We start from the raw sequence: 13383 nt of genomic DNA on the forward strand, positions 1-13383 counted from the left end.
CTACCGTCGGCATATGACTCTGTCCTCTCCGGAAGCCCCGACGGCGGTGGAGGCGCGTCCGGTCCGCCCGGGCGTCAGCGAGCTGCGGCTCGCCGCCTTCGCCGCCCACCGCCGCGTCCGGTTCCCGCTCGGACCGCTCACCCTGATCGCCGGTCCCAGCGGCAGCGGGAAGACGACCGCGCTGCGGGCCTACGAGGCGCTGGCGCGGCTCGGTGCGGGGGCGGGGCTCTCCGAGGTGTTCCCGGACCCGGTCGCCTGCGTTCCCGAGCGCTCCCGGGCCGATGCCCAGCAGCGCCGTGGCTTCCGGATCGGCTGCACGGTCGACGGACCCGAGGGCCCGGTCCGGCTCGACGTCGCCGTCCAGGTCGAGCCCGAACTGCGCGTCGTGGGCGAGCGGTTGTCGGCCGGCGGGCGGACCCTGCTGGAGACGGCGCTGCGCGACCCGGGCCGCCCGTGCGTCCAGGCGGCCTGGTACACGGGCGGCACGTCCTCGGTGACGCGGGTCCCGCTCCCGGACGACCGCCTCGGCACCGCGCTGCTGCCCCTGCGCGTCGCCGGCCGCACCGCCGGAGAGCGTCAAGTCCTGGCCGCCGCCGAGCAGATGGTCCTCGCCCTGCGGTCCGTGTACGTCTGCGACCCGGACCCGGACTCCATGCGGACCCCCGTTCCGCTCGGCTCGGGCCGGCTGCTGCGCGGCTGCGGCAACCTCGCCGAAGTCCTCTGGCGTACGAGGTCGGAGTGCGGCCGGCGGTACGCCCACCTGGTCGGCGCGGTCGAGGCCGGGTGCGCCGGTCCGGTCACAGACGTGCTGGCCGAGGTCCTCGGCGACGGCACCGTCCGCGCCCTCCTCGACCGCGGCGACGGCGTCCGTACGCCGCTCGGGCTGCTGGGCGACGGCGAGTTGAGGTATCTCGCGCTCGCCCTCGTGCTGCTCACCGGGCCCGGCGTCCTGGAGGTCGACCCGGCGGGCGAGGTGCCGTCCGCGTTCCAGTCGCTGACCGTCCTGGCCGACGGCCTCGACCGGGGGCTGGACGCCCGCCAGGCCGGGGAACTGGTGCGGCTGGCGGCGCGGATGTGCGAGCGCGGACACATCCGGCTGCTGGGCACGGTCCACGACGAAGCACGGGTGCCCGCGACCGCCGGCGCCACGGTGGTGGACCTGACTCCGTGAGGGAGCCGGGCGTGCCGGTGGTCCGGGGCGGTGGGGAAGGCGGGCGTGCCGGCGGTCCGGGGGCGCGGGGAGGGGCGCCGGGCGTGCCTGCGGTCCGAGGGCGCGGGGAGGAACCGGGCTGGCCGGTGGTCCGGGGCTGTTGGGGCGGCGAGGGCGGTGGTGGTCCCGCGCTACCGGGGAGGAGCCGGGAGTGTGGTGTTCCCAAGTCGTGTGGCAGCCGGGAGCGGTGGTGGTCCGGGGCGGCCGACGGGGCCGGATCCTGGTGGCCGGTCCCGCTCCGTGGGTGAACCGGTCAGGGGGTGATACACCTGACGGCGTGAGTGAACTGGACGTGGCGACGATTCAGCGCAGACTGGCCGAGTTCGCGGCCGTGCGGAACTGGCAGCCCTACCACACCCCCAAGAACCTGGTCTCCGCGCTGAGCGTGGAGGCGTCCGAACTCCTGGAGATCTTCCAGTGGTTGACGCCGGAGGAGTCGGCCCGGGTGATGCGGGACGAGGACACCGCGCACCGCGTCACCGACGAGGTCGCGGACGTGCTCGCGTATCTGCTCCAGTTCTGCGAGGTGCTGGGCATCGACCCCCTCGCGGCCCTCGACGCGAAGATCGACCGGAACGAGCGGAGGTTCCCGGCGCCGGGAAACCCCTGACGCGGTGCCCGAACCGGGCCCGTGAAAACGGAATGCGACACTCTCTGTAGTCGTCACCGCGCTCCGATGCGATTCCGTGTCCACAGATTTCGGGCTTCCTCTGGCTTTCCGTCTCAACCGCCCTCACTCTGGGTAGTGAACAAGGGAGTTCGACTGTACGCGCGAGAGCGCGTCGGACAGACGGGGGCAGCGCATGGAAGCGGTGCGGCTCATCGCGGCGAACAGACGTGCCCTGGCGGAGAGCGGCGAGACTCCGGAGGTCATGGCGGAGGCATGGCAGGCGCATTCCCTGGCACAGGCGATCGGCAGCCGCCTCGCCGTGTCCGGTCCTCCCGAACTCCGGGGCGAGGCCCTGGGGTTGACCGAGCTGGCGGGCCGCGGCTGCGGTGTGCTCGGCGATCACGCCCTCGACATCGGCGCCTTACGGGCCGCCCGGCTCACGGAGCTGGGCGACGCGCGCGAGTCATTGCTCTGTCTCGGCGCCCTGCTGGCCGAGGTCGGCATAGCCCTGGTCGGTGTCGCCTGCGCGGCGGACGACGAGGGGACGTACTGGCAGTGCATGGAGGCGATCGACGCGGCGGACGAGTCCCGGGACCGCGTCCTGGAGATGCTGAGACGTCTCGCGGTGAGGGACGAGAAACGCGTGGTGGAACGGGACCCGGCCGCCGGGTAGCCGAGCCGCGGGCCCCGATCGGCCCCGGTCGTGGCGGGGGACCCGCCCCGGAACCGCCCGCGACGCCCGCCCCGCAGCCGCCCGCGAGAGCCCGGCCGGAACCGCCCGCGAGGCCCGACCGGAACGGCCCGCGAAGCCCGGCCGGTCGGCCGGGCCGGGGTGTCGTCCGGGGGACGGTCAGCCGAGCTGGGGTGCCACCTCGGAGGCGATCAGGTCCAGCTGGTCCAGGTCGGTGAGGTCCAGCATCTGGAGGTACATCCGCTGCGAACCGACCGCCTGATAGCGGGCGATCCGCTCGACGACCTCCGCCGGAGAACCCGCGAGCCCGTTCGCCTTCAGCTCGTCGACATCGCGCCCGATGGCGTCCGCCCGGCGCCTCACCTCGCTGTCGGTCCGTCCGACGCACGCCACCAGCGCGTTGGAGTAGACGAGTTCGTCGGGCTTGCGCCCGGCCTGCTCCAACGCGGCGCGGACCCGGCCGAACTGCTGCTCCGTGTCCGGGACCGAGGCGAAGGGGATGTTGAACTCGTCGGCGTAGCGGGCCGCGAGCGCGGGGGTCCGCCTGGCGCCGTGGCCGCCGATCAGCACGGGCACCTTCGACTGCGTGGGCTTGGGCAGCGCGGGCGAGTCCTTCAGCTGGTAGTAGGTGCCGTCGAACGTGAAGCGCTCGCCGACCGGCGTGCCCCACAACCCGGTGACGACCGCGAGCTGCTCCTCCAGCCGGCCGAACTTCTCCTTCGGGAACGGGATGCCGTACGCCGTGTGCTCGGCCTCGTACCAGCCCGCACCGAGGCCGAGTTCCACACGGCCGCCCGACATCTGGTCGACCTGGGCGACCTGGATGGCGAGCACACCGGGGAGGCGAAAGGTTCCGGCGGTCATCAAGGTGCCCAGGCGGATGCGGCTCGTCTCGCGGGCGATGCCGGCCAGGGTGATCCACGCGTCGGTGGGGCCGGGGAGGCCGTCCACGGAACCCATGTGCACATAGTGATCAGAGCGGAAAAAGGCTCCGTAATGGAGGTCTTCGGCGGCCTTGGCGACGCGGAGCAGCGTGTCGTAGGTCGCGCCCTGCTGCGGTTCTGTGAAGATTCGAAGATCCATGTATCCATCATGCACCGGTCACAACAGGCGTTCCCTGTCGAACCGCTGGCACGCCTCCGCCCGTCGTGAAACATCTCCGGGCGACGGGCGGGGCCGCCGTCCGGAGGCGGGGCCCGCCGCGCCTACGGCTGCCCGGCGAGCTGGGGGTACAGGTCGCTCAGCTCTCCCGAGAGACCGGCCTTGACCTGGCGGGTGAGGGCGTCGGCGAGGACCTCGTGGGCGTCCGTCTCGATCCCGTCGAGTGCCTGCGCCGCGACGCTGTGCGCGGTGACCTTGGGTACGTCGAGGCTCGCGGTCAGATCGGTGTCGACGTAGCCGACGTGCAGCCCGGTGACCTTGATGCCGCGCGGCCGGAGCTCCAGGCGCAGCGCGTTGCTCTGGGACCACAGGGCGGCCTTGGCGGCGCTGTAGCCGTCGGCGCCGGGAACCGTCACCCACGACAGCACCGAGTGGACGGTGAGGATGTGGCCGCCGCCGTTGCGCTCCATGACCGGGACGAAGGCCCGGGTGGTGAGGAGCGGGCCGAAGAAGTTGATGTCGAACTCCCGCCGCAGGTCCTCGACGGGGGAGTCCAGGAACGACGTCGGGGCCGTCGCGCCCGCGTTGTTGATCAGCACGGTGACGTCCTGGGCCCGTGCCGCGGCGGCCGCCACCGACGCGGGGTCGGTGACCTCCAGGGCCAGCGGCACCGCGTCGGGGTGCGCGACGGTCCGCGGGTCCCGGGCGGTCGCGTAGACCTTCCGGGCGCCGCGCTCGTACAGCGCGTCCACGAAGGCCTTCCCGATACCGCGGCTGCCACCCGTCACGAGTGCCACCGAGCCTTCGATGCTGGTCATGAGCTTCTCCTCTTGAGGGGCGCTGTGAATCGGGAGGACGGAGCGCTCGAAGCGCGGGCGGCTCCGCCGGGGTGCCGCACCGGCCATATCGTAAACCGATCGGTTTTCCATCCTCACCCGCACTGTAAACCGATCGGTTTCCGCAGGGCAAGCGGAGAACGTAAGCTGGGCCCATGACACAGGCGACCTCCACCGCGACCGCCGGTTCACCGACCCGCGACCGGCTGCTCGACGCCGCGGCCGAACTCTTCTACCGCGAGGGCGTCGGCGTCGGGGTCGAGGCGCTGTGCCGGGTGGCCGGAGTGTCCAAGCGCTCGATGTACCAGCTGTTCGACAGCAAGGACGGCGTGCTGGCGGCGAGCCTGGAGCGCAGCGCGCCCGCGTATCTGGCGTTCCTGCTGCCCCCCGACGACGGCCGGCCGCCGCGTGACCGCGTCCTGCACGTCTTCGAGCGTCTGGAGGAGATGGCGGCCCGGCCGGACTTCCGCGGCTGCCCCTTCGTGGCCGTGACCGCCGAGCTGAAGGCGCCGGACCACCCCGCCAGTGTGGTGGCGCGCCGCTGCAAGGACGCGCTGACCGCGTTCTTCCGGCAGGAGGCCGAGCGCGGCGGAGCCGGCGACCCCGAGCTGCTCGCACGCCAGCTGACCGTCGCCTTCGACGGATCGGGCGTCCGTGCCGTCATGCAGGGCCAGGGTCTGGACGGCCTCGCCCTCGCGACGGCCACCGCCCTGCTCACGGGCGCGGGCATCGACGCCGAGGAGGCTCCCGGGCGCCCGGAGCCCGAAACCTCCGCCTGACGTACGCCCGGCTCCGGACCGCCCGCCGGCCGGCGGGCGGCCGCCCCCGGCCCGTCCTTCGGCCGAGCCCCCGCCGTAACGTCCGTGCCCGCGAAAAACCGCAGGTCCACCCGGGGCGTTCGCTGTACGTTGTGGGGGCGCGCCGAGGGCAGGCGTCGCCCCTGCGGGTCGGCCGCGGCGCGATGTGGCCACGGGCCACGGAGGCCGCGGCGGAGCCGGGAGCGGCGACGGCCGAGGCGCGCTCGCCCACGCCGTGGGCCCCCGGCGTCCGGCGGTCGCGCACCGCGCACCGGCCGGCCGAACCGCGGGTTCCCCATGGCTCAGAAGACGCATCGAGGCAGACACACCGTGTTCCTGACGATCAGTACCACCGGTACTCCGGAGCGGCCCGCGACCGATCTCGGCTTCCTGCTGCACAAGCATCCCGACAACGCGCAGCGGTTCTCGACGTCGTACGGGACGGCCCATGTGCTCTACCCCGAGGCGACCGCCGAGCGGTGCACCGCGGCCCTGCTGCTCGAGGTCGACCCGGTGGCGCTGGTCAGGCGCGGCAAGGGGAAGGGGCGCGGCGGGGCTCCCGACGCGGCCCTCGCCCAGTACGTCAACGACCGCCCGTACGCCGCGTCCTCGCTGCTCGTCGTGGCGCTGAGCGCCGTCTTCTCCAGCGCGATGAAGGGCCAGTGCGCGGCCAGGCCCGGGCTTCCGGCCGAGGCCAGACCGCTGCGCGTCGAGGTCCCCGCCCTGCCCGCGCGCGGCGGCGCCGGTGTCGTGCGCGCGCTCTTCGAACCGCTGGGCTGGACGGTGACGGCCGAGCCCGTGCCGCTCGACGAGCGCTTCCCGGAGTGGGGCGACTCCCGCTACGTACGCCTGGAACTGGAAGCCGAGGGGCTGACGGTCGCCGAGGCACTGCGCCACCTCTATGTGCTGCTCCCCGTCCTCGACGACGCCAAGCACTACTGGGTGTCCTCCGACGAGGTCGACAAGCTGCTGCGCGCGGGCGAGGGCTGGCTGCCGGGGCACCCGGAGCAGAAGCTGATCACCAGCCGCTATCTCTCCCGGCGCTGGTCGCTGACCCGGGAGGCCATGGAGCGGCTCGAACTCGCGCGGCTCGCCGAGACCGACGACATCGCCGTCGAGCAGATCGACAACGCCGTCGACGAGGAGACCGACACCGAGGAGAAGCCGGTGCCGCTCGCCGTGCTGCGCCGCGACGCGATCCTCGCCGCGCTGCACGCGGCCGGCGCGAGCCGCGTCCTCGATCTCGGCTGCGGACAGGGCCAGTTGGTGCAGGCCATGCTCAAGGACACGCGGTTCACCGAGATCGTCGGGGTCGACGTGTCGATACGGGCGCTCACCATCGCCTCGCGCCGCCTCAAGCTCGACCGCATGGGCGAGCGGCAGGCCGCCCGCGTCCAGCTCCTCCAAGGGTCGCTCGCCTACACCGACCGCCGTCTCAAGGGCTACGACGCCGCCGTGCTCAGCGAGGTGATCGAACACCTCGACCTGCCCCGGCTGCCCGCCCTGGAGTACGCGGTGTTCGGCTCCGCCCGCCCGCGGACCGTCCTCGTGACGACCCCGAACGTCGAGTACAACGTCCGCTGGGAGACCCTGCCGGCCGGACACTCCCGGCACGGCGACCACCGCTTCGAGTGGACCCGCGAGGAGTTCCGCGCCTGGGCCCGCAAGGTCGCCGAACGGCACGGCTACGACGTGGAGTTCACCCCCGTCGGCCTCGACGACCCCGAGGTCGGACCGCCCACCCAGATGGCCGTCTTCACCCTGGCCACGAACGCGACCGGCACGACCGGCACCCCGAACGCGAAGGAGGAGAAGGCCGCATGAGCGAGCGACACGACCAGGGGCGCGTCCTGCCCGTCACCGACCTCTCCCTCGTGGTGCTGATCGGCGCCTCGGGTTCGGGCAAGTCCACCTTCGCCCGGCGCCACTTCAAGCCGACGGAGGTCATCTCCAGCGACTTCTGCCGGGGACTGGTCGCCGACGACGAGAACGACCAGAGCGCCAGCGGCGACGCCTTCGACGTCCTGCACTACATCGCGGGCAAGCGGCTCGCGGCCGGACGCCGGACCGTCGTCGACGCCACCAGCGTCCAGCAGGACAGCCGCCGCCAGCTGATCGAACTGGCCCGCAAGCACGACGTGCTGCCGATCGCCGTCGTGCTCGACGTGCCCGAGGAGGTCTGCGCCGAGCGCAACGCGGCACGCACCGACCGGGCCGGGATGCCCCGCCGTGTGATCCAGCGCCACATCCGCGAACTGCGGCGCTCCCTGCGCTCCTTGGAGCGGGAGGGCTTCCGCAAGGTGCACGTCCTGCGCGGTGTGGACGACGTCGAGAACGCGTCGGTCGTGACCGAGAAGCGGTTCAACGACCTGACCCACCTCCTCGGCCCCTTCGACATCGTCGGCGACATCCACGGCTGCGCCTCCGAGCTGGAGACCCTGCTCGGCAAGCTCGGCTACGTCGACGGAGCGCACCCCGAGGGCCGTACGGCCGTCTTCGTGGGCGACCTCGTCGACCGCGGCCCCGACTCGCCCGGCGTGCTGCGCCGCGTGATGTCCATGGTCGCCTCGGGTGATGCCCTGTGCGTGCCCGGCAACCACGAGAACAAGCTCGGCCGGTACCTCAAGGGCCGCCAGGTCCAGCACACGCACGGACTCGCCGAGACCATCGAGCAGATGGACCGGGAGAGCGAGGAATTCCGCGCCTCGGTGAGGGAGTTCGTCGACGGGCTGGTGAGCCACTACGTCCTCGACGGCGGGCGTCTCGTCGTCTGCCACGCCGGCCTGCCCGAGAAGTACCACGGCCGCACCTCGGGACGGGTGCGCTCGCACGCGCTGTACGGCGACACCACGGGGGAGACCGACGAGTTCGGGCTGCCCGTGCGCTACCCGTGGGCGGAGGACTACCGGGGCCGCGCCGCGGTCGTCTACGGGCACACCCCGGTCCCCAACGCCACCTGGCTCAACAACACCATCTGCCTGGACACCGGCGCCGTGTTCGGCGGCAAGCTCAGCGCCCTGCGCTGGCCGGAGCGCGAGCTCGTCGACGTACCCGCCGAACGGGTCTGGTACGAGCCGGCCAAGCCGCTGGGCACCGAGGCGCCGGGCGGCCACGAGGGCCGTCCGCTGGACCTCGCGGACGTGCACGGCCGCAGGGCAGTCGAGACCCGGTACGCGGGACGGGTGGCCGTCCGCGAGGAGAACGCGGCGGCCGCGCTGGAGGTCATGAGCCGTTTCGCGGTGGACCCCCGGCTGCTCCCGTACCTCCCGCCGACCATGGCGCCGACCGCGACCTCGCACATCGAGGGCTACTTGGAGCACCCCGCCGAGGCGTTCGCCCAGTACCGGGAGGACGGGGTCGCGCGGGTCGTGTGCGAGGAGAAGCACATGGGGTCGCGCGCGGTGGCCCTGGTCTGCCGGGACGCGGACGCGGCGCGCGAGCGGTTCGGCGTCGACGGCCCCACCGGGTCGCTGTACACCCGTACCGGCCGCCCCTTCTTCGACGACCCCGCCGTCACCGAGGAGGTGCTCGGCCGGGTGCGCGCCGCCGCGACCGAGGCCGGACTGTGGGAGGAGCTGGACACCGACTGGGTGCTGCTGGACGCCGAGTTGATGCCGTGGTCGCTGAAGGCGTCCGGGCTGCTGCGCAGTCAGTACGCCGCTGTCGGCGCCGCGTCCGGGGCGGTGTTCCCCGGGGTGCTGACCGCGCTCGAAGGGGTCGCGGCGCGGGGCATCGACGTCGCGGAGCTGCTGACGCGCCAGCGTGAACGGGCCGTGGACGCGCAGGCGTTCACGGAGGCGTACCGACGCTACTGCTGGACGACGGACGGCCTCGAAGGCGTCCGCCTCGCACCGTTCCAGATCCTGGCCGTCCAGGGCCGGAGCCTCGCCGGGCTGCCGCACGACGAGCAGCTCGCCCTGATCGACCGGCTCGTGGAGAACGACGGGAGCGGGCTGCTGCACACCACCCGGCGGCTCTTCGTCGACACCGGCGACCCGGAGTCGGTGCGGGCCGGGGTCGACTGGTGGCTGGAGATGACCGGACGCGGCGGCGAGGGCATGGTCGTGAAGCCGGTCGGCGCGGTGGTACGCGGTGAGAACGGGCGGCTGGCGCAGCCCGGCATCAAGTGCCGGGGTCGCGAGTACCTGCGGATCATCTACGGCCCCGAGTACACGCGCCCGGAGAACCTGGCCCGGCTGCGCGGCCGCTTCCTGAACCACAAGCGGTCCCTGGCGATCCGCGAGTACGCGCTCGGCCTCGAAGCCCTGGACCGCCTGGCCGAGGGTGAACCCCTCTGGCGCGTCCACGAGGCGGTCTTCGGAGTCCTGGCCCTGGAATCCGAACCAGTGGACCCCCGCCTGTAACGGGTCCGCGCTTTCGACCCCGGTGGGGGTCCCCGTCACGGCTCGGGGAACGGCGCGCCCGGCCCCGTAAGAGGCGCGGGGAACTGCGCGCCCAGCCCCCACCGGGCAGGCACCCGACACCCGGAACGCTAGGGGTGCCCCGTAAGGGGCGCGAGGAACGGCGCGCCAAGCCCCCACCGGACGGGCACCCGAATCCCGGACAGGTAGGGGTGCCCCGTCAGGGGCGCGGGGAACGGCGCGCCCAGCCCCCACCGGGCCCGCAGCCGATCCGCCCCACCGGGGCACACGCACCCGACCCCGCCCGGGGCGAGCCCGGTCCAGGGCCAAGGGGCCCGGCGGGGTCCGGCGCGCCCCGGCGGCGAGGGAGCGAAGCGAACCTCAACCGACGAGGCGCAGCCGAACCCCGGCCACCCCCACGTGCACCGTCTGCCCCCAGACAAGCTCCACCGCATCCCCCTCCATCCCGTCCCCGAACACGATGAGCCGGTCCGACTCCACGGTCAGGGACAGCCGCCCGGCCCCGGTGAGCTCACCGGACACCAGCGAGGTACCGGTGGCCGGCGAGGGCCAGGCCTCACGGACGAACCAGAGCAGCCGCTCGTCCGTGGGCCCGGGCAGCGCAAGACCTTCGCCCCGCTCCTGCCAGACCGACCGGATCCAGCCGGTGGCCCCGGTCCCGGTCCCCACCAGCACCCCGGAGGACGCCTGGGGCTCGACGGCACCCCCGTACTCGTCGAGCCCCAGCCGGTAGCGGGCCGTCTGATGGCCCGCCGCCCCGAGATAGATCTCGTTGAGCGCGACCAGCCGCTGGGTGTCGTCGGCGACCGCCTCGACCATCGTCAGCTCGTCTGCGCTCCCCCCGTGTGCCGAGGCGAGCAGCGCGCCCGCGTCGGCGGGCCGGTGCCGCACCAGGACACCCGGATTGCGCCCGGGGTCGGTGTCGATCCCCACCACCGGCTGACCGTCGAGGTACTTGGCGACGTTCGCGACCAGCCCGTCCTGCCCGACCACGACCACCACGTCCTCGGGCGCGAACAGGAAGCGGTCCAAGTCCGCCCGTTCCACCCGTGCCTGACGCCAGGTCAGCGGGATGGCCGACACGACCGCGGCGAGCGCCTCGCGGGAGTGCCGGTGCCGCTCGTGCACCTCGGCGATGTCCCGGCCGCGCGAGGACAGATAGAACGCCGCCTGCCCGTGCGTACCGTGGCGGGCCGTCAACTCCTCGTACTCGGTGGTCCGGTGGACGAGGACGACCCGGGGCGCGAGGCTCACGCCGATTCCCCGGCGGCGCCGTTGCCCAGCTTGGCGAGCAGCCCGGTGAGGACGTCGGGCGAGATGGTGAGGTTCTCGATCCGCGGCAGGTTCTCCGCGAGCCGGCTGCCGGTCAGGGCGTGCAGCGTGGCGGCGTCGACCTCGCCGTGGACCCGCAGCCAGGCCGCCTGCGCCTCGGCCCGAGCGGCGCCGACCTCGCGCTCGGCCTGCGCCTCGGCCCCCGCCAGCCGCACCTTGCGTGTGGCCTCCGCCTCGGCGAGCCGCAGCGACCGGGTGGCCTCGGCCTCGGCCAGCCGGACCGTCCGCGCCGCCTCCGCCCCGGCGCGCACCGCGTCCGCCGCCGCGAGCTCCTCGGCCTCGCGGCGCGCGTTCGTGCCCTGCTGATCCACCAACTGCTCCTCGCGCCGGGCGAGTTCGATCCGGCTCGCGAGTTCGTTCTCGGCGATGGCGCGCTCCCGCTCCACGGCGACCGCCCGGCGTTCGTAGGTGGCCTTGTCCGCGTCCTGCTGGATCTGCTCCCGCGCGGGGGTGCGCAGCGCCCGCTCCACCTCGGGCTCGGGCCGCAGCGCCACGACCCGTACCGCGACCACCTCGATGCCGGTCGCCGGCAGCCGCGGTTCGGCGGCGAGGCCGTCCGCGATCCGCTCCCGTACCGCCGCGACACCGTCGACCAGCGCGGACGCCAGTGACGTACGGGCCAGTACGGCGAGGGCGTGCTGCTGTGCCGTCTCGGTCAGCAGCGAGCCCAGCTGTTCCAGCGGAGTGCCGCGCCAGGCACCGGAGTCGGGGTCTATGGAGAAGTCGATCCGGGAGGCCGCGACGGCGGGGTCGCTGATCCGGTAGGTGACGGTCGCCTGCACCGCGACGTCCTGGAAGTCGGACGTACGGGCGTGGAAGGTCATCGCCAACTCGCGGTCGTCGACCGGGATCTCGGAGAGCGACGCGGACAGCGAGCGGTACCAGAAGCTGAGTCCGGGGCCGTCGTGGACCAGCTCTCCCGACTTGTGGTGCCGTACGTGGGCGGTGGGCGCCCCGCGCAGATGGCGCCAGCCGAGGCGTCGCGTGATGTCGGCCATGAGTACCCCCTGGATGCCGGGCGGGCCCGGCGGTTCTGCTCGCTCGTTGTCGTCATCGAGACGATAATCAAGAAGGCGCTTATCGTCAAGGGGACGAAATGAAAGCTGTGGGACCCTGGGCGATCCACGGGTGAACACGCGTCCGGATGGTCAGGATGGAGGCATGGGATTCCATGTCGACTCCGAGGCCGGGCGGCTGCGCCGCGTCATCCTGCACCGGCCCGATCTCGAGCTCAAAAGGCTCACCCCCAGCAACAAGGACGCGCTCCTCTTCGACGACGTGCTGTGGGTGCGCCGGGCGCGCGCGGAACACGACGGGTTCGCCGACGTGCTGCGCGACCGTGGGGTCACCGTCCATCTCTTCGGCGACCTGCTCGCCGAGGCCCTGGCGATCGGACCGGCCCGGTCGCTCGTCCTGGACCGGGTCTTCGACGAGAAGGAGTACGGTCCGCTCGCCACCGACCACCTCCGGGCCGCCTTCGAGGCCATGCCCGCGCCCGAGCTGGCGTCCGTGCTCGTCGGCGGCATGACCAAGCGCGAGTTCCTGGACGCGCACGCGGAACCCACCTCGGTGCGCTTCCACGTCATGGACCTCGACGACTTCCTCCTGCGTCCGCTGCCCAACCACCTCTTCACCCGCGACACCTCCGCCTGGATCTACGACGGCGTCTCCATCAACGCCATGCGCTGGCCGGCCCGGCAGCGCGAGACCGTGCACTTCGAGGCGATCTACCGGCATCACCCGCTCTTCCGCGAGGAGGGCTTCAACCTCTGGTCGGAGGGGCAGGCGGACTATCCCTCCACCATCGAGGGCGGTGACGTCCTCGTCATCGGCAACGGCGCCGTCCTCATCGGCATGAGCGAGCGGACCACGCCCCAGGCCGTCGAGATGCTCGCGCACAAGCTGTTCGCCGCGGGCTCGGCCCGCACGATCGTGGCCCTCGACATGCCCAAGCGGCGCGCGCTCATGCACCTCGACACGGTGATGACCATGGTCGACGGCGACATCTTCACGCAGTACGCGGGGCTCGGCATGCTCCGCTCGTACACCATCGAGCCGGGCGCGGGGGACAAGGAGCTGAAGGTCACCGACCATCCCCCGGAGCACATGCACCGCGCCATCGCCGCCGCGCTCGGCCTGAACGAGATCCGGGTGCTCACCGCCACGCAGGACGTCCACGCGGCCGAGCGGGAGCAGTGGGACGACGGCTGCAACGTCCTGGCCGTCGAGCCGGGCGTCGTCATCGCCTACGAGCGGAACTCGACCACCAACACCCATCTGCGCAAGCAGGGCATCGAGGTGATCGAGATCCCGGGCAGTGAACTGGGCCGGGGGAGGGGCGGTCCACGCTGTATGAGCTGCCCCGTCGAGCGGGACCCCGTCTAGGGGCCCGTGCGTACCGAGGGGTGGGACCGGCGGCCCGTG

The 13383-nt window shown here is 72.9% G+C and carries 11 protein-coding genes; 7 read left to right on the top strand and 4 right to left on the bottom strand.

Features of this window, described 5'->3' with window-relative positions:
• Positions 1-13 precede the first annotated feature (13 nt).
• The 3 genes from WJM95_RS25230 (at position 14) to WJM95_RS25240 (ending at position 2493) form a co-directional block, all read left to right on the top strand.
• Positions 14-1171: an ATP-binding protein gene (locus WJM95_RS25230; protein ID WP_339132070.1), complete on the top strand. Its 1158-nt coding sequence runs from the start codon at positions 14-16 to the stop codon at positions 1169-1171.
• A 316-nt stretch (positions 1172-1487) separates the two neighbouring features.
• Positions 1488-1820, top strand: a complete 333-nt coding sequence (locus WJM95_RS25235; RefSeq protein ID WP_339132071.1) for a nucleotide pyrophosphohydrolase — start codon at positions 1488-1490, stop codon at positions 1818-1820.
• Positions 1821-2013: 193 nt separating this feature from the next.
• The gene (locus tag WJM95_RS25240) at positions 2014-2493 is read left to right on the top strand and encodes a DUF6099 family protein (protein ID WP_339132072.1); all 480 of its coding nucleotides are present in this window, start codon (positions 2014-2016) and stop codon (positions 2491-2493) included.
• 177 nt (positions 2494-2670) lie between these two features.
• Here the strand turns inward: WJM95_RS25240 and WJM95_RS25245 are convergent, their stop codons facing one another.
• Together WJM95_RS25245 and WJM95_RS25250 are read right to left on the bottom strand one after the other, a co-directional pair.
• A complete protein-coding gene (locus WJM95_RS25245) occupies positions 2671-3594 on the bottom strand; it encodes an LLM class F420-dependent oxidoreductase (RefSeq protein WP_339132073.1) in 924 nt (307 codons plus the stop codon).
• A 122-nt stretch (positions 3595-3716) separates the two neighbouring features.
• A complete protein-coding gene (locus WJM95_RS25250; RefSeq protein WP_339132074.1) occupies positions 3717-4430 on the bottom strand; it encodes an SDR family oxidoreductase in 714 nt (237 codons plus the stop codon).
• Positions 4431-4603: 173 nt separating this feature from the next.
• On the opposite strand from WJM95_RS25250, the gene WJM95_RS25255 reads away from it, so the two are divergent.
• The 3 genes from WJM95_RS25255 to WJM95_RS25265 all read left to right on the top strand — a co-directional run bounded on the left by WJM95_RS25255 (position 4604) and on the right by WJM95_RS25265 (position 9609).
• A complete protein-coding gene (locus WJM95_RS25255; RefSeq protein WP_339132075.1) occupies positions 4604-5227 on the top strand; it encodes a TetR/AcrR family transcriptional regulator in 624 nt (207 codons plus the stop codon).
• A 348-nt stretch (positions 5228-5575) separates the two neighbouring features.
• On the top strand, positions 5576-7069 hold the full coding sequence (locus tag WJM95_RS25260) for a 3' terminal RNA ribose 2'-O-methyltransferase Hen1 (protein WP_339132076.1): 1494 nt from the start codon (positions 5576-5578) through the stop codon (positions 7067-7069).
• Positions 7066-9609, top strand: coding sequence for a polynucleotide kinase-phosphatase (locus WJM95_RS25265; protein WP_339132077.1), 2544 nt, complete (start codon positions 7066-7068; stop codon positions 9607-9609). Before WJM95_RS25260 ends, WJM95_RS25265 begins: the two co-directional genes overlap by 4 nt.
• A gap of 378 nt (positions 9610-9987) precedes the next feature.
• Here the strand turns inward: WJM95_RS25265 and WJM95_RS25270 are convergent, their stop codons facing one another.
• Entirely contained in the window at positions 9988-10881 is an 894-nt protein-coding gene (locus tag WJM95_RS25270; RefSeq protein WP_339132078.1) for a hypothetical protein, read from the bottom strand.
• Entirely contained in the window at positions 10878-11957 is a 1080-nt protein-coding gene (locus WJM95_RS25275) for an SPFH domain-containing protein (protein ID WP_339132079.1), read from the bottom strand. Before WJM95_RS25275 ends, WJM95_RS25270 begins: the two co-directional genes overlap by 4 nt.
• A 163-nt stretch (positions 11958-12120) precedes the next feature.
• Between WJM95_RS25275 and WJM95_RS25280 the strand changes: the two genes are divergently transcribed.
• On the top strand, positions 12121-13344 hold the full coding sequence (locus tag WJM95_RS25280) for an arginine deiminase (RefSeq protein WP_339132080.1): 1224 nt from the start codon (positions 12121-12123) through the stop codon (positions 13342-13344).
• Positions 13345-13383 lie beyond the last annotated feature (39 nt).

The organism is Streptomyces sp. f51 (assembly GCF_037940415.1).
Taxonomy (GTDB): domain Bacteria; phylum Actinomycetota; class Actinomycetes; order Streptomycetales; family Streptomycetaceae; genus Streptomyces.